The organism is Leisingera sp. XS_AS12 (assembly GCF_041224635.1).
Classification (GTDB): Bacteria; Pseudomonadota; Alphaproteobacteria; order Rhodobacterales; family Rhodobacteraceae; genus Leisingera.
In genome coordinates this window covers 1-24800 of record NZ_JBGFGM010000045.1, presented here as the reverse complement: position 1 = coordinate 24800, position 24800 = coordinate 1, and the positions used below count along the sequence as shown (strand labels likewise).

33 protein-coding genes and 1 tRNA gene are annotated in these 24800 nt (G+C 59.1%); 16 read left to right on the top strand and 18 right to left on the bottom strand.

The window, feature by feature from the left end; genetic code table 11:
• The first annotated feature begins 7 nt into the window (after positions 1-7).
• The 12 genes from AB9K35_RS01270 (at position 8) to AB9K35_RS01215 (ending at position 7366) form a co-directional block, all read left to right on the top strand.
• Entirely contained in the window at positions 8-850 is an 843-nt protein-coding gene (locus tag AB9K35_RS01270) for a hypothetical protein (RefSeq protein ID WP_369924102.1), read from the top strand.
• Positions 851-1001: 151 nt separating this feature from the next.
• Entirely contained in the window at positions 1002-1139 is a 138-nt protein-coding gene (locus AB9K35_RS01265; protein WP_369924101.1) for a hypothetical protein, read from the top strand.
• Positions 1132-1260 carry a hypothetical protein gene (locus AB9K35_RS01260; RefSeq protein WP_369924100.1) on the top strand — a complete coding sequence of 43 codons (129 nt, stop codon included), beginning with the start codon at positions 1132-1134 and terminating at the stop codon, positions 1258-1260. The genes AB9K35_RS01265 and AB9K35_RS01260 overlap by 8 nt, the downstream gene beginning before the upstream one ends.
• 16 nt (positions 1261-1276) lie before the next feature.
• Positions 1277-2083 (top strand): major capsid protein P2, encoded by an 807-nt coding sequence (locus AB9K35_RS01255; RefSeq protein ID WP_369924098.1) that lies wholly within the window; start codon positions 1277-1279, stop codon positions 2081-2083.
• 40 nt (positions 2084-2123) lie between these two features.
• Complete coding sequence (locus tag AB9K35_RS01250) at positions 2124-2513, top strand: hypothetical protein (RefSeq protein ID WP_369924097.1); 390 nt, start codon at positions 2124-2126, stop codon at positions 2511-2513.
• Positions 2514-3130: 617 nt separating this feature from the next.
• Complete coding sequence (locus AB9K35_RS01245; RefSeq protein ID WP_369924096.1) at positions 3131-3529, top strand: hypothetical protein; 399 nt, start codon at positions 3131-3133, stop codon at positions 3527-3529.
• A complete protein-coding gene (locus AB9K35_RS01240) occupies positions 3526-4107 on the top strand; it encodes a hypothetical protein (protein WP_369924095.1) in 582 nt (193 codons plus the stop codon). The genes AB9K35_RS01245 and AB9K35_RS01240 overlap by 4 nt, the downstream gene beginning before the upstream one ends.
• 2 nt (positions 4108-4109) lie before the next feature.
• On the top strand, positions 4110-6050 hold the full coding sequence (locus AB9K35_RS01235; protein WP_369924094.1) for a pyocin knob domain-containing protein: 1941 nt from the start codon (positions 4110-4112) through the stop codon (positions 6048-6050).
• 11 nt (positions 6051-6061) lie between these two features.
• Entirely contained in the window at positions 6062-6847 is a 786-nt protein-coding gene (locus tag AB9K35_RS01230) for a phage tail tip lysozyme (protein WP_369924093.1), read from the top strand.
• Complete coding sequence (locus tag AB9K35_RS01225) at positions 6847-7026, top strand: hypothetical protein (protein WP_369924092.1); 180 nt, start codon at positions 6847-6849, stop codon at positions 7024-7026. Before AB9K35_RS01230 ends, AB9K35_RS01225 begins: the two co-directional genes overlap by 1 nt.
• An 11-nt stretch (positions 7027-7037) precedes the next feature.
• The gene (locus AB9K35_RS01220; protein ID WP_369924091.1) at positions 7038-7187 is read left to right on the top strand and encodes a hypothetical protein; all 150 of its coding nucleotides are present in this window, start codon (positions 7038-7040) and stop codon (positions 7185-7187) included.
• On the top strand, positions 7184-7366 hold the full coding sequence (locus AB9K35_RS01215) for a hypothetical protein (RefSeq protein WP_369924090.1): 183 nt from the start codon (positions 7184-7186) through the stop codon (positions 7364-7366). The genes AB9K35_RS01220 and AB9K35_RS01215 overlap by 4 nt, the downstream gene beginning before the upstream one ends.
• A 189-nt stretch (positions 7367-7555) precedes the next feature.
• On the opposite strand, the gene AB9K35_RS01210 is transcribed toward AB9K35_RS01215, so the two are convergent.
• Positions 7556-8431 carry an acyl-CoA thioesterase gene (locus tag AB9K35_RS01210; RefSeq protein ID WP_369924089.1) on the bottom strand — a complete coding sequence of 292 codons (876 nt, stop codon included), beginning with the start codon at positions 8429-8431 and terminating at the stop codon, positions 7556-7558.
• A gap of 209 nt (positions 8432-8640) precedes the next feature.
• On the opposite strand from AB9K35_RS01210, the gene aroQ reads away from it, so the two are divergent.
• Entirely contained in the window at positions 8641-9084 is a 444-nt protein-coding gene (gene aroQ / locus AB9K35_RS01205; protein WP_369924088.1) for a type II 3-dehydroquinate dehydratase, read from the top strand.
• Between the two features lie 5 nt (positions 9085-9089).
• Complete coding sequence (locus AB9K35_RS01200; protein WP_369924087.1) at positions 9090-9845, top strand: autoinducer binding domain-containing protein; 756 nt, start codon at positions 9090-9092, stop codon at positions 9843-9845.
• 498 nt (positions 9846-10343) lie between these two features.
• On the opposite strand, the gene tsf is transcribed toward AB9K35_RS01200, so the two are convergent.
• From tsf to AB9K35_RS01175, 5 genes are all read right to left on the bottom strand, one after another.
• On the bottom strand, positions 10344-11219 hold the full coding sequence (tsf, locus tag AB9K35_RS01195) for a translation elongation factor Ts (RefSeq protein ID WP_369924086.1): 876 nt from the start codon (positions 11217-11219) through the stop codon (positions 10344-10346).
• A gap of 78 nt (positions 11220-11297) precedes the next feature.
• On the bottom strand, positions 11298-12068 hold the full coding sequence (gene rpsB / locus AB9K35_RS01190) for a 30S ribosomal protein S2 (RefSeq protein ID WP_222453044.1): 771 nt from the start codon (positions 12066-12068) through the stop codon (positions 11298-11300).
• A gap of 197 nt (positions 12069-12265) precedes the next feature.
• Positions 12266-13114, bottom strand: coding sequence for a lysophospholipid acyltransferase family protein (locus AB9K35_RS01185; RefSeq protein ID WP_369924084.1), 849 nt, complete (start codon positions 13112-13114; stop codon positions 12266-12268).
• Positions 13111-13872, bottom strand: a complete 762-nt coding sequence (locus AB9K35_RS01180; protein WP_369924083.1) for a GNAT family N-acetyltransferase — start codon at positions 13870-13872, stop codon at positions 13111-13113. Before AB9K35_RS01180 ends, AB9K35_RS01185 begins: the two co-directional genes overlap by 4 nt.
• A gap of 106 nt (positions 13873-13978) precedes the next feature.
• Positions 13979-14161, bottom strand: coding sequence for a DUF3553 domain-containing protein (locus tag AB9K35_RS01175; RefSeq protein ID WP_222453047.1), 183 nt, complete (start codon positions 14159-14161; stop codon positions 13979-13981).
• Between the two features lie 34 nt (positions 14162-14195).
• Between AB9K35_RS01175 and AB9K35_RS01170 the strand changes: the two genes are divergently transcribed.
• A complete protein-coding gene (locus AB9K35_RS01170; RefSeq protein WP_222453048.1) occupies positions 14196-14792 on the top strand; it encodes a histidine phosphotransferase family protein in 597 nt (198 codons plus the stop codon).
• Positions 14793-14848: 56 nt separating this feature from the next.
• Here AB9K35_RS01170 and AB9K35_RS01165 read toward each other — a convergent pair whose 3' ends face one another.
• The 7 genes from AB9K35_RS01165 to AB9K35_RS01135 all read right to left on the bottom strand — a co-directional run bounded on the left by AB9K35_RS01165 (position 14849) and on the right by AB9K35_RS01135 (position 21137).
• Positions 14849-16114 carry a glutamate-5-semialdehyde dehydrogenase gene (locus AB9K35_RS01165; protein WP_369924081.1) on the bottom strand — a complete coding sequence of 422 codons (1266 nt, stop codon included), beginning with the start codon at positions 16112-16114 and terminating at the stop codon, positions 14849-14851.
• Between the two features lie 74 nt (positions 16115-16188).
• Positions 16189-17295: a glutamate 5-kinase gene (proB, locus tag AB9K35_RS01160; protein WP_369924080.1), complete on the bottom strand. Its 1107-nt coding sequence runs from the start codon at positions 17293-17295 to the stop codon at positions 16189-16191.
• On the bottom strand, positions 17283-18317 hold the full coding sequence (gene obgE, locus AB9K35_RS01155) for a GTPase ObgE (RefSeq protein ID WP_369924079.1): 1035 nt from the start codon (positions 18315-18317) through the stop codon (positions 17283-17285). The genes proB and obgE overlap by 13 nt, the downstream gene beginning before the upstream one ends.
• Before the next feature lie 121 nt (positions 18318-18438).
• Positions 18439-18975 carry a GNAT family N-acetyltransferase gene (locus tag AB9K35_RS01150; RefSeq protein WP_369924077.1) on the bottom strand — a complete coding sequence of 179 codons (537 nt, stop codon included), beginning with the start codon at positions 18973-18975 and terminating at the stop codon, positions 18439-18441.
• A gap of 249 nt (positions 18976-19224) precedes the next feature.
• Positions 19225-19494: a 50S ribosomal protein L27 gene (gene rpmA, locus AB9K35_RS01145; protein ID WP_222453053.1), complete on the bottom strand. Its 270-nt coding sequence runs from the start codon at positions 19492-19494 to the stop codon at positions 19225-19227.
• An 11-nt stretch (positions 19495-19505) separates the two neighbouring features.
• A complete protein-coding gene (rplU, locus tag AB9K35_RS01140; RefSeq protein WP_369924075.1) occupies positions 19506-20060 on the bottom strand; it encodes a 50S ribosomal protein L21 in 555 nt (184 codons plus the stop codon).
• Positions 20061-20282: 222 nt separating this feature from the next.
• Complete coding sequence (locus AB9K35_RS01135) at positions 20283-21137, bottom strand: DUF2059 domain-containing protein (protein WP_369924074.1); 855 nt, start codon at positions 21135-21137, stop codon at positions 20283-20285.
• Between the two features lie 117 nt (positions 21138-21254).
• On the opposite strand from AB9K35_RS01135, the gene AB9K35_RS01130 reads away from it, so the two are divergent.
• Positions 21255-21344: transfer RNA gene (locus tag AB9K35_RS01130), tRNA-Ser, on the top strand.
• A gap of 241 nt (positions 21345-21585) precedes the next feature.
• Here AB9K35_RS01130 and AB9K35_RS01125 read toward each other — a convergent pair.
• The 5 genes from AB9K35_RS01125 to AB9K35_RS01105 all read right to left on the bottom strand — a co-directional run.
• Positions 21586-22683 carry a tyrosine-type recombinase/integrase gene (locus AB9K35_RS01125; RefSeq protein ID WP_369924073.1) on the bottom strand — a complete coding sequence of 366 codons (1098 nt, stop codon included), beginning with the start codon at positions 22681-22683 and terminating at the stop codon, positions 21586-21588.
• Positions 22684-23117: 434 nt separating this feature from the next.
• Entirely contained in the window at positions 23118-23534 is a 417-nt protein-coding gene (locus AB9K35_RS01120) for a hypothetical protein (protein ID WP_369924072.1), read from the bottom strand.
• A gap of 11 nt (positions 23535-23545) precedes the next feature.
• Positions 23546-23917, bottom strand: a complete 372-nt coding sequence (locus AB9K35_RS01115; RefSeq protein ID WP_369924071.1) for a hypothetical protein — start codon at positions 23915-23917, stop codon at positions 23546-23548.
• A gap of 113 nt (positions 23918-24030) precedes the next feature.
• Positions 24031-24264, bottom strand: coding sequence for a hypothetical protein (locus tag AB9K35_RS01110; protein ID WP_369924070.1), 234 nt, complete (start codon positions 24262-24264; stop codon positions 24031-24033).
• Positions 24265-24352: 88 nt separating this feature from the next.
• A partial coding sequence (locus AB9K35_RS01105) for a hypothetical protein (protein ID WP_369924069.1) occupies positions 24353-24800 on the bottom strand: 448 nt, incomplete at its 5' end.

Below are 24800 nucleotides of genomic sequence, written 5' to 3'. Positions count from 1 at the left end.
CCGGGGCTTGTTTCATCGCCTGGGAAATTATCTTGCTGCCTGCAATCGTTTGGAGGGCTGTCGGGGCCATTGTGGCAGTGGCCGCTTTTCTAACCGCCGCAAATGGATGGTCGAAAGAGACTTACGTGAGAGGCAAGACAGAATGAGCGCATCCAGTAACGCGGGCCGCATAGGCGTATGGGGCGCGTCCGGTTCCGGCAAATCGTCTTACGTAAAGAAGCTGATCAAGGCGCGCAAGCGCCTTGTGATCTTCGATCCGCTGGAAGAATACGGGCCTGAGCTTCGTATACGTAGCGTGGTGCATTCGGCCCGTGACAGTCTCGACCAGGTGCGGCAGGCGATGGTTGACGATTGGCAGGGATTCCGGGTGGCCTATGTGCCGCCGTCCGACAAGGAACCCGCCGCGCTGTCTGCGCTGTGCAAGCTGCTGATGGCCGCGCAACAGCCGTTTAAGGACGGCAAGAGCAAGGCCGGTTTGACGCTGGTGGTTGAGGAAATGAACCTCAGCTTTCCGGTTTCCGGCGGGGCGCAGAAGTGTCCCGGATTTGCCAACGTGTGCAGCCGGGGGCGGCACTACGGAATTGAGGTGATCGGGGTTAGCCAGCGCATTGCCGAAGTCGCAACCCGGTTCCGCAACAACTGCACGGAAACCGTTGTCCTGCGGCAGAAGGGGCCGCGCGACCTGGACGCGGCGGCGGCGGAGATCGGCGGCGATCGGGCGGCGGTGGCCCGGCTGAAAAACCTGGAATACCTGCACGAGCGGCACGGCACTGTCACGCCCGGAAAAATCATATTCCCGAAGGCCACGAACAGCAGCCGCAAGCCTGCCGCAAAGCGGAAACGGGCTTGACCAGGGTGGGGGCCGCAACGGCCCTGCCCGCATATCAAATTTGCTACGTATATATTTGATATAGATAGATTTTACTGGCCTATAACGCCTGCCTAATGCTGGCCCCACTGAAGCAAACACGGGGTTATCAGACATGAAGGCAAGCGACCTTATGAGCGCTTTCGCTGTGACGGTTTTGGGGGGCCTTGTGGTCTACGCCATCCGCCGCCGCATCGAAGGCGACCCCGTGCAGATTGGCGGTCTCATTCCGAGCGCCGAAGAGGAAGCACAAGGGGAAGTCTATGCTTAAGAAATCGGACGTTAAGAGCGTCGGGCTGGTGATGGGCGGCGTTATGCTGGCCGGTCTGGCCATGTTCCATATGCGGAACATCGGTTTGGTTGCGCAGATGCGCGCCGGATACGACATGTAATCGGGGGGGCGATCAGTTGACACGCACCCTAAAGAAAATGCCGACTCCGCTGGGGATCGGCGCAGGCCAAACCGCATCGGTGAATCTGCCGCTAGGCCTGACCTATGAGCGGCTTTATATCCGCATGAACGTTGACAGCGGCCCGGCGCGCGATGTGCCTGCCGCCGACTGGGGTACCTACATCGACGAAATCCGCCTGACGGTGGACGGCGAAGCCAAAATCACCATCACCGCTGCCGACCTGGTGAAGCTGAACCAGTTTTACGGACAGACCCTTAAGGATGGCGTTTTGCCGCTGTTCCTGTCGCGTCCCTGGATGCGGACTATTGGCGGCGAGGATCAGACCGCTTACGGCACCGCCGGGGGCATGGCGTCTTTCACGCTGGAAATGGACCTGAAAACCGGGATCACCATCAACAGCCTGAACGTCTACGCGGTTCAATCTCCTGGCCGCCCGTTTGGTCCGCACCTGCGCATTCAGCGGTATGTCCATAACCAGGGCGTTACCGGGGAAGCGGAAATCGCGGATATTGTGCGCGGTCCCTATGCCATGCTGGGCCTGCATATCGGCACTGCCGCGGTCACCAACTGCGAGGTTCACGCGGACCAACGCAAGGTTCACGAAAGCGACCAGGCAATCCGCGCGGCTCACTATGAGGTGGTTGAGCGGGTGCCGCAGGCAGCGTTTACCCATGTGGATTTCTGCACCGAAAACCGCTTGGCCGAAGCCCTGCCCATGGCCCTTCAGGATTTCCGCCTGAAGCTGACTTTCACCGGCACCGGCAACCATCCGATTTACGCGGAAAGCGTGCAGGGCGCGTAACCAGGGGCGGGGGGAAACCCCGCCAGAAAGGGGGTAAATAATGGCGATTGCCGATTATTTTTCCAAGCAGTACGGATCTTCCGTTTTGCCGGGGCAGGGCGACTATTCTAAGGCGCTTGCCAGCTACGGCAGCGCTGACCTGTGGCGGCCTTCCGTCGGTTCCCTGGACATGGGAACCCCGGTTCTTACCGGCAACGGGTTCGGCGGCGGTTCCGTCACGGGTTCCGTTGATGGCGCTGCACCGGCTGCGGACTGGCTGAAGGGGCTGGCGGGCGCTGTTCTGTCCAACATGGGCGCGCAGGCGGAACCGCAGATGCAGGCGACGCCGGTGGCCTATTCCACGGGCGGCGACAATGGCGGCTTTGACTGGCGCATTCTGGCCGTGGGCGCTGTTGCCGTTGGCGTGGTGATCTACGCGGCTCAAAGCTGATGTCAGGCGCGCCACTTCCAAACCTGACCCTTTCGTCGGGCCCGGCCATTTCCGAGGCCGGGGGGTCGGGCGGGCAGTCAACAACCGGGGCTTTCAATTTCAAGAGCGCGGCGGCGGAGACGTGGCAGGAAACTGCCCGTCAAGCCGTGCCCTGGGCAATCGGGGGGCTGATGGTTTGGCTGTTCCTGCGCCGGAAATAACGTTCAGTGCGGCGCAATGGTCGCGCCGCGCTGAAACCGCCTTGGGCCGCGTTCCTGGCGCGGCTGACATGCTGGAGGACTGGCGGGACGGTGTTGAGGCGGGAAATCACTGCCTTTGGACGATCCGCATAGACGGGGAGGCGCGCGGAGCGCTTGTCTGGGAGGTGGAGCACCTGCCGGGCAGGGGTAGCGCCCTAACGGTTCTTTCCGCCGCCTGTGACCCCGTTCCGGGCGTGTGCATGGCAAGCGTGATTGCGCGGGCCTTTGAGGGACTGGCCGAAAAAACCGGGGTTCCTGTTCTGCGGTTCATAACCAGCCGCCCTGGGCTGCGGCGGAAAATGCAGCGGGCCGGGTTCGTGACCAGGGAAATTGAGGATCACGGCGCAATGCGCTGGACGATGGAAAAGGAAGTGCGGGTTGGGAAGTAAAAGCAGCAGCAGCAACCAAACGCAGAACGTGACGAATGATCGCCGCGTTGCGACCGATGCGGGAAGCATCGGCATTTCTTCTGGCGGTGACGTGGCTGTTAATATCGTTGCTGACGAAGCTTTCGAGCTTGGTGAGCAGGCGCTTGCATTCGGCAATGACGCCCTGGGCCTCGGATATGAGGCAATTGAGGAAGTTACCGGCCTTACCAGGGACGCGCTAAGCGCGCAGGACGAACACACGCGGCGGGTTACTGAAACCCTATCAACAGCTTTGAAAACCACGCAGCAAATGAACAAGACGGAAGAGGGGCAGATGGGCGAGCTGATAGTGAAAATCGGCATTCCGGCTGCGGCCCTGGCCTTCGTCGCGGCAAAGGTGATGAAATGAACAGTGCACCACAATATCAGGCAGACACCTGGAAGATCGGGGCGGGCGAAAGCCTGGAAATTGCACGGGCGGCGGAATTCCTTGTCTGCCTGGAAGCGTCGGCCCCTTTCAAGATCACTTTCGACCACGGCACCAAAACCAACTTTGAGGCGGGGCTTTCTTTCAAGGTTCCCGGCGGCTTCAGCCATGTGCGGATTGAAAATCCCGGGGCTTCGGAAATTTCGGTTCGCCTGGGATTTGGCCGCGGGGATCTCCGTGACGCCCGGCTTGTACTGGACGGGGCTGTTCATACCGAATCCATTTCAGCTCCGGTTTTCCTGGCACCCGGCCCCGTTTCGATTGCTGCCGGTGCAGTGTCTCAGCTTGTGACGGACGATTTGGAGCGCCGTGAATTAGCGATCAAAAACACGGATGAAACGGAAACTATTTGGGTCAAAGATCAGAGTGATGTGGGCGCTTCAGGGTGGCCGCTGGGGCCGAGCGAGGGCTTGGTTTTGACAACCTCCGCCGCTGTATACGCTTTCAATCCGTCGGCATCATCCGTTTCCGTGGCGATATTTGAAACAAAGGGGGCCTGATCATGAGCAGCATCGTATATGGCTTGGCGCAGTCTACGGCAGAGGCGCAGGCAGCGGCTGAAGCGGCTTTGGCATCGGAAACCGCTGCGGCGCAAGCCGCAGCCGCGGCGGCAACATCAGAATCCGGCGCCGCGGCTGCGGCGTCTGATATCACGGGCCGGGAACAGGTTAGCCCGTTCGATATCACGCCTGAGTTTGGTGGCGATCCTGCCCGATTTGTAGTCGCAAAGGGACCGGTAGGGCCTTTCGGCTGGGGCGGTCCTGAAGCACAACCGGTGCCGTCTGACGATCTGGACGCAATCGTTCAAAACGGCTGTTACCGCACTGTTACTTCTACATCCGGGAACCATCCGCCAGACGGTGGCGGCAAAGGTGGCAACACCGTTCTACACATGCAGCACAGCGATAATAACGCGGTGCAGCTGTACACAGCTATCAAGGGCAGCGGCCGCATCTGGCAGCGAAACAAAAGTGGGGGCGTCTGGGGGGAATGGAAGCCGCTGGGCGGGTATCGTTTTGATACTGTATCGGGTCTTCTGGATGACACCACGATGAGCCCCGCCAACACTGCGGAAGGCGTATTCATACAGGTTGATGATTTGAACGTCACATATCAGACGGTGAGCACTGGCGAACATGTGACCACGGCGGGCGGTTTGAAACTGCGGGTTGTACCCCTGGGCGGCATCTACCACGCTGAAGCCTGGGGAAGTCCGGTTACTGCCGCAGTGTTCAACGCGGCGGCTGCGGATGTGATCGGGCTTTATGAGGCTGAAACCCGTCTGGGTCCTGTCGTGACTTTCCGGTGCTCATCGGAGGTTCAGCCGGATCAGCAGCTTGTGGTTCAGCGAAGCGACGGCTCGGCGGCGCGCGGCGTGGAGTTCGATTTCTCCAATATGCGGATTGTGTCGCAGTCCGGCGGCTCGCTGACCGACACAACGCCGGTTCTGTTTCTGAAGGCGCGCAACACTCGCGTGAAACTGCCTTATATTGACTGCAATAAGGTTTCTTCTGGCTGCCACGTTGCCGCCGGTCTTGATTGCCATATTTCGGCTAACCTGTGCCGCAGGTGGCCCGCAAATGCATCGGCATTCGGATGGAAGTTCGATACACTCATGGATAATGCCGATGTAATGAGCGTTGAGGCTGTCCAGTGGACCAGCGACCAGGATCCGACTGAATACGCAGATGATGCGTCCTGGCTTGGTCGCGGCATGATCTTTGGCGGCATTGATTACCGAGTGCACGGGGTCACGCCGGGATTCACTGAGGTGCCTATCTACATAGATAGCACTGCTTCGCTGATCCATTTCCAGGCGATACATCCTTGGAACGGGCGCGGCGGCGGCCCGGCGCGAATTGATCCGACCTTGATCGAAAATCATTCGGCAGGGCCGGTTTATATCCAAGACAGCTACCTAGATAACGGCCTGATTCACGACTATTCGGCAAATCTGCGGATCACCAATTGTCACAAGCTGGAGCTTGCCACCAACGTGACGCTGAGCGACCCGGAGGTGCGCGTATATTGCAATGCCGCAAGCGACGGCCTGGTGCCGGTCAATACCGCATTCCGGGGAAACATAGGCCTTTCTGTTGGTTATCTGAGCGATCCAACAGAAACCTATCACTGGGCGGGTGACCATACGGCCATTGACACCAGCTTTGACGAACAGAACACCCCCGGCACTGAGGTTTCGCACAGTCAGCGGAAAGTTAATGTCTTCACACGGGGTGACGGCGTTGCTGCCGTCCAGAATTTCCGCGCAGGCGGTGAATTCCGGGAGGAATACCATTCTGCGCAGGGCGGCACGGCGTATTCCATGCAAGTGTTTTTCGACCCGATAAAAGGGACGATCAGAATTCCCAACCTGCCGACCAGTTCTGCAGGCTTGGCCGCCGGGTCACTCTGGAATGACGCCGGAACGCTAAAAATCTCATAAGGGGCAGGAACATGGGAAAACGAGGGGCAGTGGCGATACTTGGCGCGGCAACCGTGGTCGGCGTTTACGCCGCCTGGAGGGAAACGCAGCGCAAGGAAGCCGAGCAGAAAGCGGTAATCATGCCCGCCGGATACGTGACCGGCGGCGCGCAGGCGAAATACGCGGCTATGCAGCAGGGCGGCAACCAGGGCACCGGTGGGGATCTGCGATCCGCGCTTGTGGGCTGGGGCGTCGACACGCTTTTTGATGCGATCAACCGCAACGGCTGGTTGGTCGGCAACAAGGGCAAAACCGATGTGCCGGCATCTTCTGGCGGCTGGGTCCGCGACACGCTTCCACCGGGTGCCAGCAACACCAATTCCGCACCGAGCGGTGGCGGGATCGGGGATCGGCTGATGCGCGACCTGATGGCCGATTTTGGCTTTACCAGGACGCAGGCGGCGGGCGTTGTCGGCAACCTGGACCATGAAAGCGACGGGTTCCAAGGGTTGCAGGAATATAACCCGTTGGTGAAGGGGTCGCGCGGCGGCTACGGCTATGCGCAGTGGACCGGCCCGCGCCGCCGCCAATTTGAGAGCTGGGCCGCGCAGAACGGCTATTCGGACCTGTCGAGCTATGAAGCGAATTACGGGTTCCTGAAGTACGAAATGACCCAGACGTGGGAAAAGCGCGCCGTCGATCGGGTGAAGAAAACCAACACGGTAGAGGATGCAACGAAGGTGTTTCAGGACACGTTTCTGCGGCCTGGAATTCCGCACACAAGCAGCCGCATCCAGCGGGCAAAGGGGTATCTCTAATGGTGGCGCCGATTATCTGGGCCGGGGTTGCCCTGGGAGGGCTGTTCTTGGGCGGCAAAGCCTTGAACGAAGCCGGGGAAGCCGCTGACAGCGCGGCAAAACTCACCAAATGGGCAACGGCTGCGGGCGGGCTTTACGTAAGCTACCGCGCCTTGCAAGCCGGGGGTGTGCTGAAATGACGCCCGCCGAGATGATCCAGACCATTCTTGGCCTTATGGCCGTGGGTGGCATTGGGGGCGTCTGGTTTCGCCTGGGAAGCCTGACCGCCAAAACCGAAGGGCTTGAACGCCGCGTGACCAGGCTTGAAAGCCAACCTAATAAACGGAGCGTAATTGCATGAAATACCTGATTATCTCGAAATTCATTGGCCCGATGATCCGCCACGGCGCAACCGTCGTGGGCGGCTATCTGGTGGCGGAAGGCATTGCGGACGAAGCGACCGCGCAACAGATCGTGGGCGGGCTGACCGCTGCGGGCGGCGTCGGCCTGTCTTACCTTGAAAAGATGATACGGGCCTAAGATCCGGGGAAATCTGGTGGCCTGATCTGGCCGCGCGTCAGACCAGGGCGCGCGGCCATTGTTTTTTGTCGTTGACAATCTTCTATAGGATGTGACAAGTAAATAAATATTCCGCCATCATCGGCTAGGGTCCGAAGGCAATAGGCGCATAATCTGAATTATGTTAAATAAAAGTGCTGAAGCAGTAACTCATCGCGGCGTGGCTGTCTTCAGCGGTCTGAGAAGCCCTTCTTGGGCAACACTGGCGACCAATTGGCCGTTCTCGGTGTAAATTGCCCCGCGATTGAAGCCGCGCCCATTGCCGGTGAATGGCGCATCCATCGAATACAGATGCCAGTTTTCAAGCTGAACTGGCGCATGGAACCACATCGCGTGGTCTAAACTGGCGGTCATCGCCGCGGGATTATGAAACGTCAATCCATGTGGCCGCATGGAGGATCCCAACAGGCCAAAGTCCGAGACATAGGCCATCAGGATATGCTGCAAGGCCGGATCGGCCCCTTTGGCTGCTGCCATCCTGACCCACATGTTGTTGACGTCACTTGTTTTCTCAGGCGTCAGCGGATCTCGCGGCTCGACCTCGCGCAGCTCGAACGGACGTTCGCGGGTAAATTCCTTGCGACGCTCCTCTGGGACACGGGACGCATTGCGAAGCAAGATGTCATGACGGGATTCCAGCCCATGCGGCGGCGGCACTTCGGGCATGGCGTGCTGATGATCCCAACCCGGTTCAGCTTCGTGAAAGGATGCGGCAAGGTTCAGAATCTGCTTGCCGTTTTGCATCGCGACCACACGCCGTGTGGTGAAGCTGCGTCCGTCGCGGGCTGGGTCGACCTCGTAGATGACGGGTCTGGAGGGATCACCCGGACGAATGAAGTAAGCATGAAGAGAGTGGCACAAGCGTTTGGAAACCGTGGAATAAGCCGCCTTCAACGCCTGCGCGATCACCTGGCCGCCGTAGATCCGCAGCGGCGTCTCACCGCCGGAGCCGGAACCACGAAACAGATGGCGGTCCAAAACTTCCAGGTCCAGCAGGTCAAGCAAGGTCTGCGCGGTATCGGACATTGGGACGTCTCTCAATTCTGCGAGTGGGCTGCGTTGCTATTTAGGCCATGGTCTTGCGGAAGAAAACAGCCAGCCCGCCACCGTGAGAGCGAATGCACCAGTGCCGTTGAATTGCGCCTTTCGTACCGTCGCAGCATTTGCCATATTCACAATTGAAATAATTCTGGGCCATCGCGCCCAGCAAGCGATTTTCCAAGGAAGTTCCGCCTATGACACAACGTATTCTGGTTCTGAATGGCCCCAATCTGAACCTTCTGGGGACACGTCAGCCCGAGGTCTATGGCTCCGTCACGCTGGAGATGGTCGAACAATCCTGCGTGGCGCATGGGAAAACCTTGGGGCTGGACGTCAGCTGCCTGCAATCGAACCATGAAGGCGCATTGATCGATGCCATTCATTCCGCCAAGGGCGTTCATCAGGGAATCGTCCTGAATGCAGGCGCTTATACACACACTTCGATCGCATTGATGGATGCGCTGATCTCGGTCGAGATTCCGACCGTTGAGGTGCATCTGTCCAACATCCACGCGCGCGAAAGCTTCCGCCATGTTTCCTTTATTTCAAAGGCTGCGGTGGGACAAATTTGCGGTTTCGGCGCGCATGGCTACATTCTGGCACTTGAGGCATTGGTTCAGCATTTGAAAGAGGCTTAATACGTATGAGTTTAAAGGGTTACCTGGATTTTGTCTGTCATGCGCAAAGTCTGGATATTTTGTGGGACGGGCATGTCGCGCAAATGAAAAAATTTGGCTTTGACCGTTTGATTTATGGCAATACGCGGTGTCTCACGGAAACCTCTTTGGGAGATCCGGACGACTTCGTTCTTCTGACGAACCACGATGAGGATTACCTGCAAGGCTACCTGCACAGTGGCTTGTATCTTCACGCTCCGATGCTGCGATGGGCGCTGGACAACGAAGGCGCCGGAAGCTGGCGGATCGCCCAGGAACAGGCTCGCGATTACAGCCTCAGCCCTGAAGCGCAGAAGGTCGTGGACTTCAACCGCGCTCACGGGGTCCAGTCAGGTTACACGATCAGTTTTCCTTCCACGAACAGCCGCTTCAAGGGAGCGATCTCTCTCGCCGCCGAGGCTGACATGAGCCAGGACATGGTCGACGCCATCTGGCAGGATCACGGGGCGGACATCCTGTTGATGAACAACGTGGTGCACCTGAAGATACTCACCCTGCCCTACGCCGGGCCCAAACGCACTCTGACCAAACGGCAGCGGGAGGTCCTGGAATGGGTTGGCGATGGTAAAACGACCCAGGACATTGCCTTGCTGATGGGGCTGACGCCGGCCACCATTGAAAAGCATCTGCGTCTGGCGCGTGAATCCCTGGCGGTAGAAACCACAGCACAGGCAGTTCTGAAAGCGGCGTTGCACAATCAGATGTATCTGATCGACGCATAGTCAGATCGCACTGTAAATGTCGCATTTAATGCAGAAAAGCGACAAAAGGTATGGAATTCTATACTACCGCAAAAGTTTAATTCACTGCATCTTTCACATGTTCCGTGAGTGGTGGCTTTAGCCAAGGAACTGCGGGTATTGATCCTTGCAATTTCAAGGCGCTCATACCTGATCAGAGACAGGCGCGTATTCTTCCGTCGTCGGTTTCGGATATCAGAGGGGCCTCACCCATCCCCATCAGTGGGGCCCCTCGCCTTCTCTCTCCTCATCAACGCAATCTGCACATGCACACACCTGCATTGAACGCTTGGTGCTGCCTGTGGAGCGCGATCAGCTAGTCTGAGGAACTGGGGCGGGATCTGCATGAGGCTTCTGACCTCTGCGCGAAGGCGCGCCTGCCAGCATGCACGTACAGCGGCGGCGGCTGCGTCTCCCCCAAAAAAAAACGGCGGGTCTGTTTGACCCGCCGTTCTTTAGAACTCTTGCTGTCAGCGCAAATCAGCCTTGAGCAGCTTTTGCGACTTCCGCAGCAAAGTCTTCTTTTTCGACTTCAATGCCTTCGCCAACTTCCACACGCACGAAACCGGTGATGGTGGCGCCTGCTTCCTTGGCAGCGGCTTCCACGGTCAGGTCCGGGTTCACCACGAACTGCTGGTTCAGCAGGGTCGATTCCGCGACGAATTTCTTCATGCGGCCTTCGATCATCTTCTCGATCACCTGCTCCGGCTTGCCGGATTCGCGGGCGATGTCCATCTGGACCTGCTTTTCCTTCTCGACCACGGCGGCGTCGAGGTCAGCTTCGGACAGCGCTGCCGGGTTCACAGCGGCGATGTGCATTGCGACCTGCTTGCCGATGGCTTCGTCGCCACCGTTCATGGCAACCAGAACGCCGATTTTGCCCATGCCTTCGGCGGCCGCGTTGTGCACGTAGGACACCACGGTTTCGCCTTCCAGCTTGGCCATGCGACGCAGCGACATGTTTTCGCCGATCGTGGCGATCTTGTCGGTCAGGGTTGCTTCCACGGTCTTGCCGCCCAAGTCAGCTGCCTTCAGAGCGTCAACGTCGTCGGCGTTCAGTGCGGCCTTGGCAATGCCTGCGACCATTTGCTGGAATTCGGCGTTCTTGGCAACGAAGTCGGTCTCGGAGTTGACTTCAACAGCAACGCCCTTGCCGCCTTCAACGACCACGGCGACCAGGCCTTCAGCGGCGGTACGGCCGGATTTCTTGGCGGCTTTCGCCAGGCCCTTGGTGCGCAGCCAGTCAACCGCGGCTTCCATGTCGCCGTTGTTTTCGACCAGTGCTTTCTTCGCGTCCATCATGCCTGCGCCGGTGGATTCGCGCAGTTCTTTCACCATTGCTGCAGTGATTGCCATGTTAGGCTCCCTCAATTCAAAAACGGATTTGGGGCAGGAAATACCCTGCCCCGCATGTCAATTCCGTGACAGGACGGATCAGGCTTCAGCGGCTTCTTCAGCAACGGCTTCTTCAGCCGGTGCTTCTTCCAGCGCGCCCAGGTCAACGCCTGCTGCACCCAGCTGTGCGGACATGCCGTCCAGAGCCGCGCGAGCAACCAGATCGCAGTACAGCGAGATCGCGCGCGATGCGTCGTCGTTGCCGGGGATGATGTAGTCCACGCCATCGGGGGAGCAGTTGGTGTCGACCACAGCCACAACCGGGATACCCAGCTTCTTGGCTTCGGCGATTGCCAGTGCTTCTTTTTTCACGTCGATGACGAACAGCAGGTCCGGAACGCCGCCCATGTCGCGGATACCGCCCAGAGACGCTTGCAGCTTCTCCTGGTCACGCTCCATGCCCAGTCGCTCTTTCTTGGTCAGGCCTTCGGCGCCGGAGGCCATCTTCTCGTCGATTTCCTTCAGGCGGTTGATCGACTGGGAAACGGTTTTCCAGTTGGTCAGGGTGCCGCCCAGCCAGCGGTGGTTCATGTAGTACTGCGCGGATTTCTCTGCAGCTTCGGCGATCGGGCCGGCTGCCTGGCGCTTGGTACCAACGAACAGAACGCGGCCGCCTTTTGCAACGGTGTCACGGACAACCTGCAGCGCCTGGTCCAGCATCGGAACAGTCTGGGTCAGGTCCATGATATGGATGCCGTTGCGCGCGCCGTAGATGAACGGCGACATGCGCGGGTTCCAGCGCTGTGTCTGGTGACCGAAGTGAACGCCAGCTTCCAGCAGCTGACGCATGGTGAACTCGGGAAGAGCCATGCTATCTTATCCTTTTCCGGTTTCTATCCTCGGCGGGGGTCTTATAGAGCGTTTGCTCCAACCGGCGGTCCATCAGGGATTTCTCCCCTGACGAAACCAAACCCCGCCTGCGGGTTCGTAGGCGCGCTATTAGATCAGAAAACGCGTGCTGGCAAGGGTCGAAGCAGGAAATTCTCCGGCTTGGCCGAGATCGACGGTCAATTCACATCTGGCGTTGCGTCACGCAGGGATATCTCATGTCCCCGCCGGACGACCTCGGCGCACCGCGCGGCAAGGGCCTTGCGGTCGGCAAAATCAGCGACCCGCAGTGGATCGTGGCAGGTTACCAGGACCACCCCTTGTCGGGGTGTACTCAGAATCTTCAACAAATGGCTCCCGAAATCCATGTCGCCCCACCAGCCGTAGTGACGCTTCGGTGCAGAAGGCGGTGCCCGGTAGACGACTGAAACGGGCTGAACATGCAGATTATCGCGCGGAGGCTTGGCAAAGAATGCGGCAAAGAGCGTTGGTTTGAAGGGCAAAACCCGCAACCCGTCGGTTGAGGTTCCCTCGGGAAAGAACAATAGCTTGTGACCCGCCAGCAGCCGCTCTTCCAGGAGCTCTGCCTGCCGGCGCGCATGGCGGGGGTTGCGTTCGATGAACAAGGTGCCGGTGGCCCGGGCGAGCCAGCCTATACCGGGCCAGGACGCGACTTCCGCCTTGGAGACAAAATAGATCCGCGCCAAGGCGTTCAGCGCAAATATGTCAAGCCAGGACGCATGGTTCGCCACCAATGCGCCGCGTTGGCGCATCACCTGTCCACGCACAACCAATCGAATGCCCAGAATGAGCAAGGCACCCCGGCAGACCATCTGCGTCAGCAATGGAGAAAACGGGCGGCGCAGGCCGAAAAACGGCCGCTCGAGTAGCCGGAGCAGGAGCAAGATCAACAACCCTCCGAATACCAAGACGGCTAAGGCAGGACCACGCAGCAGAACCAACGCCCAGCCAACGGCACCGATCTTGACCGGATCCGGTGCCTCCTCACTTTGCCAACTGATACTCATGCCGTGCTGCGGGCTCCGCTGTATATCTTGCGCTGGCGCTCGTTCATCCGCGCGGTGTCCAGGATCAGGCAAACGTCGGTCGTGTTGAAAGCTGCGTCGACAAACGCCCCCTCGCCCACGAAGCCCCCCAACCTCAGGTAGGCTTTGATCAGCGAGGGCACGGCCGTCATGGCAGCCTTCCTGTCAAGTTCAGGTTCGGGAATTAAGTCCATGCTCTGGAACGATTTTGACCGAGCGCGCAGGTCTTGCGGCGCAAGATGCCGGTGATGCAACAACGACAAAGGTTCCGCGAGTTGAGCCGGATCCGTACCGTGAAAGCTGGCAACCCCGAACAGGATTTCGATTTCATGCTCGGCAATATACTGCGCCAGACCCGACCAGAGGTGGTACATGGCCGTTCCGCCCCGATAGTCCGGATGCAGGCACGACCGCCCCAGTTCCAGCAGTCGCCGACCAGAGTTCCGTAACGCGGAAAGATCGTATTCGTCTTCGGAATAAAATTGCCCAAGCTCAGCAGCCTGATCGTCGCGCAGCAGCCGGTAGACGCCAACCAACTCGCCGCGGTTCTCATCCGTGACGAGCATGTGGTCAAAATAGGGATCGAACCGGTCGCGTTCGAGGCCGGCCTCATGATCCACCATGCTGCCCCCGCCGCCCAATTCTCGCACGAAGACGTCATAGCGAAGCCGCTGAGCGGCTATCAGATCTGCCTCGCAGTCTGCAAGTTTCACCGAAAATTCAGGGGCTTGAGAGTGCATTTGTATCCCTTGCATGTTTCAGGGTTGAGCGCACCTAACTTATGCGGCAAAGAAAGCGCAAGAATTAGCGTGTATTTGAGGGAGTTCGTTAACCCTTCATAAACGGTTATGGCTCAAAGACGGGAATAAGAGCGACACGCGCCCCGTCGATGACCAGTTTCCCTTGGTCGGGGAAATTGACTGTGATCTTGCCGCCCGCGTTCGACTGTACTTGCCCGATCCCCCAGTCCGGGTGATCGGGGTGACGGACGAACATTCCGGGGGCCAAAATAGCGTTCAGGTCATTCATTGGCGGGTGGCCTATTTCGGAGGAAGTAAAAGTTATGGCAGTAGATAACGCCAATCTCGCCGCATTGGTAGGGTCACGGATTTGTCACGATCTGATCAGCCCGGTCGGTGCCATCAACAACGGCCTGGAATTGCTGGGCATGGCTGGCAGCATGTCGGGACCGGAGCTGGAGCTGATCTCTGACAGCGTCGCCAATGCAAACGCACGTATCCGTTTCTTCCGTATTGCTTTCGGTTCGGCCGGCGAGCAGCAAATGGGCCGGGCCGAGATCGTCTCGGTTTTGGAGGACATCAGCAAGGCGGGCCGGGTGAAATACCAGTGGGCACCGCTCGAGGTCTGTACCCGCAGCGAGGCGCGCTTGGCACTGCTGTGCGCTTTGTGCCTGGAAAGCGCTCTGCCTTATGGCGGCACGATCAAGATCTTCTGCGCTGACGGCAAGTGGACCGTGATGGGTGAAGGCAGCAAGCTGAACGTGGATGACGAACTCTGGGCGCGGGTCAGCGGCGGAACGTCCAACGCGGAAATCACGCCCGCACTGGTGCAGTTCGCGCTTCTGCCAGAGGCAGCCCGAGAGGCTGAACGCACCGTCCGGTTGGAGCAGAACCTGGAAAAGATCACGCTTCAGTTCTGAAGGTTGGCCTCCAAGCTATTGAAAACGCCGGGCTGTTAGCCCGGCGTTTCTCTTTCTTAACTGCGGGTCGTGCCGTTGCCGCGCACCAGGTATTTGAAGCTGGTCAGCTGTTTGGCGCCCACCGGTCCACGTGCGTGCATCTTGCCGGTGGCAATACCGATTTCCGCGCCCATGCCAAATTCGCCCCCGTCAGCAAACTGGGTCGAGGCATTGTGCATCAGGATAGCACTGTCCAGTTCAGCAAAGAATTTCTGAACTGCAGCTTCATCCTCGGTAACAATGCAGTCGGTGTGCTGCGAGTGATGCGTGCGAATGTGGGCGATCGCCTCGTCGATGTCCGCCACGGGTTTGGCGGCGATGATCGCATCCAGGTATTCCTTGCCCCAATCCTCGGCACTGGCGAGCGTCATGCCCTCCGGTCCCGGCAGCCCGACCTCGGCGCGGATCTCAACACCTGCGGCCGCCAAGGCCTCAAGCACGGTCTTGCCAAGGGTCTCGGCAATATCTTGGTGAATCAGCAGGCATTCGGCGGCGCCGCAGATGCCGGTGCGCCGGGTCTTGGCGTTTAGCACCACGTCCAGCGCTTTTTGCGGATCCGCCGATTTATCCAGATAGATGTGGACGATGCCTTCCAAGTGGGCAAAGACCGGCACCCGCGCCTCGCGCTGGACCAGGCCGACTAATCCCTTGCCGCCGCGCGGCACGATGACATCGACGTATTCGGTCATGGTCAGCAGTTCCTGCACCGCGGCGCGGTCGCGGGTCGGCACCAGCTGCACCGCGTCCGCGGGCAGGCCCGCGGATTCCAGCCCCTCCGCGAGGCAGGCGTGGATCGCCTTGGAGGAATGGAAACTTTCAGAGCCGCCGCGCAGGATCACCGCATTGCCGGATTTCAGGCACAGCGCGCCGGCGTCTGCGGTGACGTTGGGACGGCTTTCATAGATCACGCCGATGACTCCCAGCGGCGTGCGGACCCGCTGGATATGCAGGCCGCTCGGTTGCCGCCAATCTTCCATCACTTCGCCGACCGGGTCCGCTTGCTCAGCCACCGCACGCAGCCCGTCGACGATACCCCGGATGCGGGACTCGTCCAGCATCAGCCGGTCCATCATCGCATCCGACAGCCCCTTGTCGCGGCCAAAATCTAGATCCTTGGCGTTGGCGGCGATGATTTCCGCCCGGCGGCTCCAGACCGCCTCGGCGGCGCCGATCAGCGCTGCGTGTTTGCGTTCTGCACTGGCCGTTGCCAGCGTTTGCGCTGCTTGCTGTGCACGTTTGCCAAGCTCCGCCATCATGGCGGCAATGTTGTCAGTCTCGTTCATCTATCTTGTGCCCTTGCCGGTCCCTGTCTGGCACTGCATGCCTGCGGGCCGGAATAAACTATCACCAGCTGTGGTCAAAGCGCCATATCATCGCGGTGGATCAGCGCGGCGCGGCCCGGGTATCCCAGGGTTGCCTCGATCTCTTGCGATTGACGCCCCTGAATGGCACGGGCTTCGTCAGCGGTATAGCGCGACAGCCCCTGCCCCAGTTTGCGCCCGCCTGGGCCAAGGATGGCCAGCGGATCGCCGCGGCCAAAGTCACCCTCCACATGACGTACCCCTGCGGGCAGCAGGCTTTTGCCGGACATCAGCGCCCGGGCGGCGCCCTCATCGATGGTCAGAACGCCGCGTGTCTTCATGGCCGCAATCCAGCGTTTGCGTGCGGCCTGCGGATCACCTTGCGCGGTAAACCAAGTGCAAGCTGCGCCTTCTTCCAGCGTTTTCAGGGGGTTCAAAGGCGATCCTTCAGTGATCGCCATGGCGCAGCCCGCCGCCGTGGCCATCTTGGCCGCGAGCAGTTTGGTGATCATGCCGCCCTTGGACAGGCCTGACACGCCGTCGCCAGCCATTGCCTCGATCTCAGGCGTGATGACTTCAATGCGCTCGAACCGCTTTGCGTTTGGATCGAGCGCCGGATTTGCACTGTAGAACCCGTCGACATCCGACAGCAGGATCAGGGCGTCGGCGCCGACCGTCACCGCAACTTGTGCCGCCAGACGGTCGTTGTCGCCATAGCGGATTTCATCCGTGGCAATGGTGTCATTTTCATTCACGATCGGCACCGCGCCGAGGCTCAGCAAGGTCTCGAGCGTGGCGCGGGAATTCAGATAGCGGCGGCGGTTCTCGCTATCTTCCAGTGTCACCAGCACCTGCGCCGTCGTGATCCGGTGCGGTGCAAGGGCTTCCTCGTAAGCACGGGCAAGACGGATCTGTCCCACCGCGGCGGCGGCCTGAGATTGCTCCAGGGGAAGATCGGCGCGCGGCAATCCTAGAACACCGCGGCCAAGTGCAATCGAGCCCGAGGATACCAGCACGACATCCGTTCCACTGGCCTTCAGCCAGGCGACATCATTGGCCAGAGAGTGCAACCAGCCCGCCCGCAGCTCGCCGCTATCGCGGTCAACCAGCAGAGCAGAGCCAATTTTTACGACAATCCGCCGGGCAGAACTCAGGGCCGCCAAGTCTCTTCCTCCTCGGCGGGCTTCATGCGAACCCGGTCATCGTCGATCTGCGCGCGGACCGCGCGCAGCACCTCGTTCAGGCCCTCGCGGCTGACGCCCGACATCAGCAGCACTGGCCCGCCCACGGCGGCCTCCAACGCGGCGCGTTTCTCGTCACGCTCTTCCTCGTCGATTGCGTCCACCTTGTTCAGCGCGGTGATGCGCGGCTTGGTCGCCAGTTCGCCGCCATAGGCCTCCAGCTCGCCGATGATGGTCTCATAGTCCTCGACCACCGTGTCCGAGGTACCGTCAACCAGATGCAGCAGCACCGCGCAGCGTTCGACATGGCCCAGGAAGCGGTCGCCGATGCCCTTGCCCTCATGCGCGCCTTCAATCAGGCCGGGGATGTCGGCAACGACGAATTCGGTGTTGTCGATGCCGACCACGCCGAGGTTCGGGTGCAGCGTGGTGAACGGGTAATCCGCAATCTTGGGGCGCGCGTTGGAGGTGGCCGACAGGAAGGTCGACTTCCCCGCGTTGGGCAGCCCCAGCAGGCCAGCATCCGCGATCAGCTTCAGCCGCAGCCAGATGGTGCGCTCGACACCCTCCTGCCCGGGGTTGGCGCGGCGCGGTGCCTGATTGGTGGCCGATTTGAAGTGCAGGTTGCCAAAACCACCATTGCCGCCCTTGGCAAGCAGCACCCGTTGGCCAACTTCGGTCAGGTCTGCCAGAACGGTTTCCTCGTCCTCGTCCAGGATCTCGGTGCCGACGGGCACCCGCAGCACGATGTCGTCGCCATCCTTGCCGGTGCGCTGGCGGCCCATGCCGGATTGCCCGTTCTTGGCAAAGAAGTGCTGCTGATACCGGAAATCGATCAGGGTGTTCAGCCCGTCGGTGACCTCGGCCCAGACCGAGCCGCCCTTGCCGCCGTCCCCGCCGTCAGGCCCACCGTATTCGATGTATTTTTCACGGCGGAAGCTGACACAGCCGTTCCCGCCCGCGCCGGAGCGGATATAGACCTTGGCCAGATCGAGGAATTTCATGACAGCTCCTTAATGCAACTCGGCCATGTGCCGCGTTTGCCAGTACAGTTCTTTCCGCAAACGCCGGACGCGTCTGCGGAAATCTTTTGATTGCCTTACCCGAAAGCGCAGCCCGCGCCAATCACAGTTTTCGGCTGTAGGTCCAGGTTGGCACGGTCGCATCCCGGGCAACACAGTAACTTTCTGCATCGCCGAGATAGGTAAACCCACAGTGCGTCAGCACCCGGGCCGAGGCGGGATTGTCCTGGAACACCGACGCAAACATCGCAGCATTGCCTTGCGGGTTGGCATCGACAAGTGCCTTCAAGGCGGCCGAAGCCAGACCGGTGTTCCAAAACGGTGGCGCCGTCCAGAACGAGACCTCGGACTGGTTGCGATCCATTCGTTTCAGCGCGATCACGCCTTTCAGCTCGGCATCGTCTTCGATCGTACCATCGATCACCCAGATGTCCTCGTCACGGTCTTCAGCCATGGCGCGGGCCACGAAGGCCTCTGCGGCCCCGGGCGGCAAGGGGTGCGGTACGGAGCGGGTCATCCGCGCGACGCGTTCGTCGCTGACATAATGCTCGATCAAACCGGAGTCGGATTTTCGCAGCGGGCGCAGGACGAACCGTTCGGTCTCTATCACCTGCTGGCACACGATCTGTTCCAGGTTCATGTATGTGGTCCTCCTCAACGCAACATTGTGCGGCGGGATTGGGGCCGCCGTGGGGTGTCGCACCCCCCAAAAGTGTTCGTTTTGACGCAACGGCAAGTGCTGTCAGCGCAATAATTTTTCAGGCGCCGCCAAGCCGGTGCGGCGTGGGGCCGGAATGGAAACGTCATTGGGTACTCGCATCCGTAAACAACAAAAAAGGGGACCGGCCCAAAGCCGATCCCCCATGATTTTACTACCGTTCGGGTCGGCTTACTCAGCGGCCTCCGCCACCGGGAGAACCGATACGAAGGTGCGGCCTTTCAGGCCCTTGCGGAAGCTGACAGCACCATCGGTGGTGGCGAACAGGGTGTGATCCTTGCCCATGCCAACGCCTTCGCCCGGCCAGAACTTGGTGCCGCGCTGACGAATGATGATGTTGCCCGCGATGGCCGCCTGGCCACCGAAGAGTTTCACGCCAAGGCGGCGACCTGCGGAGTCGCGGCCGTTACGGGAGGAACCGCCAGCTTTTTTATGTGCCATTCTGTCTCTCCTTAGCCTTTAGCCAGTTCTTTGGCTTGCTCAACCCACTCGGGCTTCACTTTGATTGCCTCGATACCAGCAATGTCGTCTTCGGACAAGGCTGCGATCTGGGCAAAGCTGGTAAGACCGGCTTCGTTCAGCTTCTTGGCGGCGGCAGGGCCTACGCCGGTCAGCTGGGTCAGGTCGTCGGCGCTCTCTGCTTTGGCAGCAGGAGCCGCCTTGGCTGCGGCTTTCGGGGCCGCTTTGGTTGCGCCCGACGCCAGGATCTCGGTGATCCGGACCAGGGTCAGCTTCTGACGGTGGCCGACGGTGCGCTTGGAGGAGTGCTTCCGGCGACGCTTGACGAAGTTGATGACCTTGTCACCTTTGATCTGGTCGATCACTTCTGCCTTCACGGCAGCGCCTTCGACCAGCGGAGCGCCAACAACAGGAGCGTCGCCGCCCAGAATCAGAACTTCGTCGAATTGGATGGTTTCGCCAGCATCAGCAGCCAGTTTTTCAACGCGGAGCACGTCGCCCGCCTGAACCTTGTACTGCTTGCCGCCAGTCTTGAGGACCGCAAACATATGCGTCTTTCCTTTTTCAACCGCGTCCTTCGGCCCCCTTGCGGGCGTTTTCGGCAGATGCCGCCTCGAACAGCGCGCCCGCGGTGCGGGCGTATTACAAATCAATCCCGGCGCAGAGATTCCGAGCCGGGACTGCGGGCTTATGATCGGAAATCCACAAGCTGTCAACCCGTTTCTGCCGGTCCCCCTGCCCCGGGCCAAAAGGCATAAAGGGCGCTGCGCTTATATATCCTGCGCGGGTGTGAGGTCTGCGAGACGGCGGGCCAGTTCCTCGAAGCGGTTTGCGGTTATCTCGTATTGCACCGCATTTAGCAGCTCGTAAACCTCCTGCATCTTCTCTTGCTCGAGTGCGGTCACGTACTGTTCCAGCTCTTCATCCGTGAAATCTTGGTACGTATAGGCCGAACTCGCCAGCCCCGAGGTCTGCAGCTCAAGACGCATGGCGTCGGCCTGGCTGTCCAGCAACGCCCTCAATTCGTCTGCATCCAGTTCAAGGTCGATAACTCCGGCTGCGGTTGCCGCCATCAGGAAGCGAAACTGGATCTGCTGCACGGCGCGCACGCCGGTGTCGGCCGCGTCGATCGCCCGCCCCATGCGTTGAAACAGGACAAGCCGTTCGCTGCCGGACTTCACCAGATCCGCAATGATGCGGCTTCCGGCTTCCTGCTTGACCTCGTCGTCGGCCACCTTGTGGGCGGCGTTTTCGGCGCGGACCAGGCGCTGGCCCAGGTCACTTGCATAGAATGCAGCGGCATGGTCGAGCGCTGCATCGTCCAGCGTTTCTACCAGAATGTCCTCGGCCATGCGACGCATGACAGCCGTGTCAAACACATCATCCGATAGTCGCCCCCACTGGTTCCCGAATGTGCCGACATCCAAACCCAACATCTGGGGTGCCGAAGCAGCGGACAGCGCGATGCTGTCCAGAGCGACGTCAAACCCGGTTACGTTGAGAAAGGTTGTCACGCGCTGACGATCAGCCGCCAGTGACGCGGACGCGGCCAGAAGGCTCAGCAGCAACAACAGACCGGCACAGGCAAGGCGGAGCGTAGCGGGAAAGGAGTGTGATCTAAGCATATAGGGAACTTAGGTAAAAAAACGGGATCGGCAAAGGATTTCAGGTTTTTTTCGCAAACTGCCATTTCTCCCTTGCGCACTGTCGGAATCAACATTAAACCGCGCCTCACCCCCCGCGGAGAGGTGCCGGAGTGGTCGAACGGGGCGGTCTCGAAAACCGTTGTGGGTGCAAGCCCACCCAGGGTTCGAATCCCTGTCTCTCCGCCACTAACCCCCCTGAGATCGCTGAAAAATATGACATATTTAGGGCCAGGGAAACCTTCTTCTGTTTGCTGAGCTTCGGGCCAATAGTGTCATACTATGACACCCTTTGTGGCTTCCGGGTATGCCGCCTATGCCCCCTTGGGCCGGTATCTATGCCCCTTTCACGACTGGCAGCACTCCCTGAACATGAACAAAGGGGACCCCGCAATCGCGGGATCCCCCTCCTCATTTCACCCGGCATTTCTTAGCGAAACCCGTTGTCACCATCTGCGGAAACTCGAGCGATCTCTTCCGCGGTAAGATACCTGAGATAGTAGCGCTCTGTTGTCAGCACCGATCCATGGCCGATGTATTTCTGAACGCGATAGATGGACCAACCCTCCTTAAGGCGTTCAATGGCGAACTTGTGCCGAAGATCATGCAGCCGGGCATCGAACCCTGTTTCCTGTCCGTATTCCCAGAAGAGGTTCGACGGGTCCTTGTAATAGCCGTGTTCGGTAGAGTTCCAGAAAATATAGGGAGAGACATTTGAACGAGGGATCTTCAACAGGATATCGATTGCTTGTTGCCGCAACTCAATCGCGCGAACCTTCTTCCCTTTCGTATTTCGCAGGATCGCCTGGACGTTCCCTTCAACAGGGTTTTCGAGGCCCGAGATATCGGACCAAGGCAGCATCGCCATCTCAGTAACACGACCGCCAGTAGCGTCGAGGAATTTGGGAAAGTAGTTCAAAGTGCCTGGAGCCCGCGCCGACAGCTTATGGATGCTGGCTTCCGAAGGCAGAACGATATCGGGCAAGACCTCTTTCATGCCTTGCTTTTCATAGTTTTGGACCGGATTCGTTTCAATCCATCCGTCATTCTTGATGGATTTCATGAGATTTGAGAATGCCGTGAGGTCCCTGTTGATGGTAGAGACCGTCACCCCGCTCGCACGTCTGCGTTCGACGAACTCGGAAACAACGGCCGTCGTGACTTCTACCGCCATCAGGTCCTCGATATCGCTTCCGATGTCGGTGCAATACTCGTCTATGGTGCGCAGGATCTGCCGCAGACTGCACTTATACCGTTTCCGCGTTTCGACGCTCCATGAACTACTATCGCTATCCAGCGCGTCATACAATTTGGCCAATCCAGTGCCGAACCGCCAGTCCAGTTCACCGGCCTCTTCCTGCCCTCGCAGCTCGTCTATGCGGCTTTTGGCTTTCCTTGCCGCTGCTCTTTTAGAAGTTGTGCGAAGCGTTTCCCGGTGGGTGACGCCGTTGATTTTGACCCGGAGCCACCAATACTTGCTGTTGTTCGGCTTGAAGATGTTTTTTGGTTTTTCTTCTTTGTTAGACATTTGCTGCCCTCATTTATCCAAAGTAGGGCCAGGTCATGATCGAACGTCCAGACACCGCCGTGTTTGGCGGCACCAGGAATGTTGTCGTTTGCCGCGTGCTGAGTGATTGCCCTTTTGGACAATCCAGAGAGCTTTGCGACAGCCGACGACCTGAGCCTCGGTTTCATCGTTTCGAGGACATTGGCCGTTTCCTCAGAAACCGAAATTTTGGTTTGATTGGTTTGAATGGTCATCTTGATGCTTCCGGTACGGGTTAGAGCTTGCGTAACCGGGAGCTGTGGTCGGTTCGGAAAGCCGACAAACTGGTTTGACTGGGGTTTGATTGCAGAACGAAATGAGGCACGACTCTTCACTCAGTTCAGGCCTTTTCTCTGTATAGTTCCGTTGTGCCTGCCGCTGCCTCCGACAAAGCCAGAGGCAGCGGCAACTTCATTTCACCCAAACCTATCGGCTATTTTCCGCGCCTGCCTGAGATCCAGTACGTGCTGGCGCGCATGCTTGAAGCATTTCCATTGCTCGATGAGATAACGGCCCTCTCGAAGCGTCGGGCAAAGAATATCATCGCCACTGACATCCAATCGAATGGCCCGGCTGCCATACCCTTCCCGAATGTCATTCACGTGCTGGACAATGGCCTTTTCGAGAATTTCCAGAACAGACACGTCCTGAAAATCGAAGAGGACACCGTCCTCGAGGCGTTCGAGCGTCGGCGCGATCTGGCTGAGCTTCAACTCCGGGATCTCAACTGAAGCTTCTCGCCATTCCGTTACGAAGTGCCTCGCATACCGGATGGCTCGAAGAGCAGCCCGCTCCTGAGGAGATTCCGGTTCGTAACCTGTGTCGTATTGCATCTGAACCTCCCTCATGCAGCCAAATCGAAGACCGGCAGGTCCGACGCGGCATCAATTGCGCGCATGTGATCCTCCAGGCAGTCTGTCAAAAGACAGATCTCTTCAACCATCGGATCCATCGGATCGATTTCTGCGAAGAGCGCGGTTTCCAGGCGCAGAGGGTCACCAACGTATTTCAGGGTGAACAGCTCGTGCAGGGCGACGAGATCGAGACGAGCACGACGGGTCAGCTGCCGGGTCAATCCCAGATGATCCAGCAGGTTTTGAACACGCTTCAGAGCATGACTGCCGCCGAGAACGAGGGCAGCATTCTGCAGGCCCTCATTGTTCTCGGTAAGAAAGCGAAAGAGGGCCTGAACGGCGGGTGATGGGGATGTGTGCATAGCGCGACTCCTTGTTTGTGTTTTGCTGCCGCTAAGGACAGCTCAAGAAGGGGGCGGAGCGTCGCTGTGTTGTTCCTTTTCTGGTTTCGAATGACTTTGTTTGCTGCGCTGTCTCAACCTGGGGACTGCACGGAAAACAAAGGTCTTCGATCTCTTCGTGGTTGCGGTTTCGGCCAGATAATCAAATTCTCCTTCGACATCATCACCGATGCATGCCTCATTCTCTGCTTTCCCTGATCCCTGAGTTTCGCCTCGGCAGCAAACTCCACCCAAGCGATACCAACCTCGATGGGCCAGCTTTTGGGCGCCAGACTTGACGCTTCGAAATCAATGAAAACAGGTTCCATGGTTCTTCTTTTTCTCAGGGTTGGAGGACGCTTTTCAGCGCATTCTCACCACGAGGGATGCGCTGAAAAGCGCGCCTCCAAGCCCGTTTCAGGTGAATTCAAAGAGCTTCAAGTTCACGCCTCCGACCATATCCTCAAAGGCTTTCTGTCCTTGCAGACGCTGTGCTTTTGCAACCATTTGGTCCTGGTAGTCCGCGGCTGTCCGGGGGGATTTCTGGCCGTTGGCCGCCAGGGCCATGTCCGTTCCGGCAGCCCCCAACTCAATACCGAGAAAGGTATGCAGGATGGTCCGGGCAATATGCTCGCCGGTTCCGAAAACACTGCGCCAGCAATCAGAGATGTAGTTGTAGCCCACACCTACCCCGTCGTTTCGGACGAAGAGCGGCCGATTGGAGTTCAGGCAGCCGTTGCGCATCTGGTCGAGCCAGGCCTCGTCACACCCCCTGAGGATCAGTGCATCAATGAATACATTCAGCCGGGGATCAATTTCCGCGTCATAAGTCTCATCATCCTTGGACAGGGTGATGTGCAGCTCA

Bases quoted from the DNA above. Each gene is read 5' to 3' on its own strand.
- AB9K35_RS01265 (WP_369924101.1), top strand. From the start codon at position 1,002: ATGAGCGCTTTCGCTGTGACGGTTTTGGGGGGCCTTGTGGTCTACGCC.
- AB9K35_RS01260 (WP_369924100.1), top strand. From the start codon at position 1,132: ATGCTTAAGAAATCGGACGTTAAGAGCGTCGGGCTGGTGATGGGCGGC.
- AB9K35_RS01250 (WP_369924097.1), top strand. From the start codon at position 2,124: ATGGCGATTGCCGATTATTTTTCCAAGCAGTACGGATCTTCCGTTTTG.
- AB9K35_RS01240 (WP_369924095.1), top strand. From the start codon at position 3,526: ATGAACAGTGCACCACAATATCAGGCAGACACCTGGAAGATCGGGGCG.
- AB9K35_RS01235 (WP_369924094.1), top strand. From the start codon at position 4,110: ATGAGCAGCATCGTATATGGCTTGGCGCAGTCTACGGCAGAGGCGCAG.
- AB9K35_RS01230 (WP_369924093.1), top strand. From the start codon at position 6,062: ATGGGAAAACGAGGGGCAGTGGCGATACTTGGCGCGGCAACCGTGGTC.
- AB9K35_RS01225 (WP_369924092.1), top strand. From the start codon at position 6,847: ATGGTGGCGCCGATTATCTGGGCCGGGGTTGCCCTGGGAGGGCTGTTC.
- AB9K35_RS01220 (WP_369924091.1), top strand. From the start codon at position 7,038: ATGATCCAGACCATTCTTGGCCTTATGGCCGTGGGTGGCATTGGGGGC.
- AB9K35_RS01215 (WP_369924090.1), top strand. From the start codon at position 7,184: ATGAAATACCTGATTATCTCGAAATTCATTGGCCCGATGATCCGCCAC.
- AB9K35_RS01210 (WP_369924089.1), bottom strand. From the start codon at position 8,431: ATGTCCGATACCGCGCAGACCTTGCTTGACCTGCTGGACCTGGAAGTT.
- aroQ (WP_369924088.1), top strand. From the start codon at position 8,641: ATGACACAACGTATTCTGGTTCTGAATGGCCCCAATCTGAACCTTCTG.
- AB9K35_RS01200 (WP_369924087.1), top strand. From the start codon at position 9,090: ATGAGTTTAAAGGGTTACCTGGATTTTGTCTGTCATGCGCAAAGTCTG.
- tsf (WP_369924086.1), bottom strand. From the start codon at position 11,219: ATGGCAATCACTGCAGCAATGGTGAAAGAACTGCGCGAATCCACCGGC.
- rpsB (WP_222453044.1), bottom strand. From the start codon at position 12,068: ATGGCTCTTCCCGAGTTCACCATGCGTCAGCTGCTGGAAGCTGGCGTT.
- AB9K35_RS01185 (WP_369924084.1), bottom strand. From the start codon at position 13,114: ATGAGTATCAGTTGGCAAAGTGAGGAGGCACCGGATCCGGTCAAGATC.
- AB9K35_RS01180 (WP_369924083.1), bottom strand. From the start codon at position 13,872: ATGCACTCTCAAGCCCCTGAATTTTCGGTGAAACTTGCAGACTGCGAG.
- AB9K35_RS01175 (WP_222453047.1), bottom strand. From the start codon at position 14,161: ATGAATGACCTGAACGCTATTTTGGCCCCCGGAATGTTCGTCCGTCAC.
- AB9K35_RS01170 (WP_222453048.1), top strand. From the start codon at position 14,196: ATGGCAGTAGATAACGCCAATCTCGCCGCATTGGTAGGGTCACGGATT.
- AB9K35_RS01165 (WP_369924081.1), bottom strand. From the start codon at position 16,114: ATGAACGAGACTGACAACATTGCCGCCATGATGGCGGAGCTTGGCAAA.
- obgE (WP_369924079.1), bottom strand. From the start codon at position 18,317: ATGAAATTCCTCGATCTGGCCAAGGTCTATATCCGCTCCGGCGCGGGC.
- AB9K35_RS01150 (WP_369924077.1), bottom strand. From the start codon at position 18,975: ATGAACCTGGAACAGATCGTGTGCCAGCAGGTGATAGAGACCGAACGG.
- rpmA (WP_222453053.1), bottom strand. From the start codon at position 19,494: ATGGCACATAAAAAAGCTGGCGGTTCCTCCCGTAACGGCCGCGACTCC.
- rplU (WP_369924075.1), bottom strand. From the start codon at position 20,060: ATGTTTGCGGTCCTCAAGACTGGCGGCAAGCAGTACAAGGTTCAGGCG.
- AB9K35_RS01135 (WP_369924074.1), bottom strand. From the start codon at position 21,137: ATGCTTAGATCACACTCCTTTCCCGCTACGCTCCGCCTTGCCTGTGCC.
- AB9K35_RS01125 (WP_369924073.1), bottom strand. From the start codon at position 22,683: ATGTCTAACAAAGAAGAAAAACCAAAAAACATCTTCAAGCCGAACAAC.
- AB9K35_RS01120 (WP_369924072.1), bottom strand. From the start codon at position 23,534: ATGCAATACGACACAGGTTACGAACCGGAATCTCCTCAGGAGCGGGCT.
- AB9K35_RS01115 (WP_369924071.1), bottom strand. From the start codon at position 23,917: ATGCACACATCCCCATCACCCGCCGTTCAGGCCCTCTTTCGCTTTCTT.
- AB9K35_RS01110 (WP_369924070.1), bottom strand. From the start codon at position 24,264: ATGGAACCTGTTTTCATTGATTTCGAAGCGTCAAGTCTGGCGCCCAAA.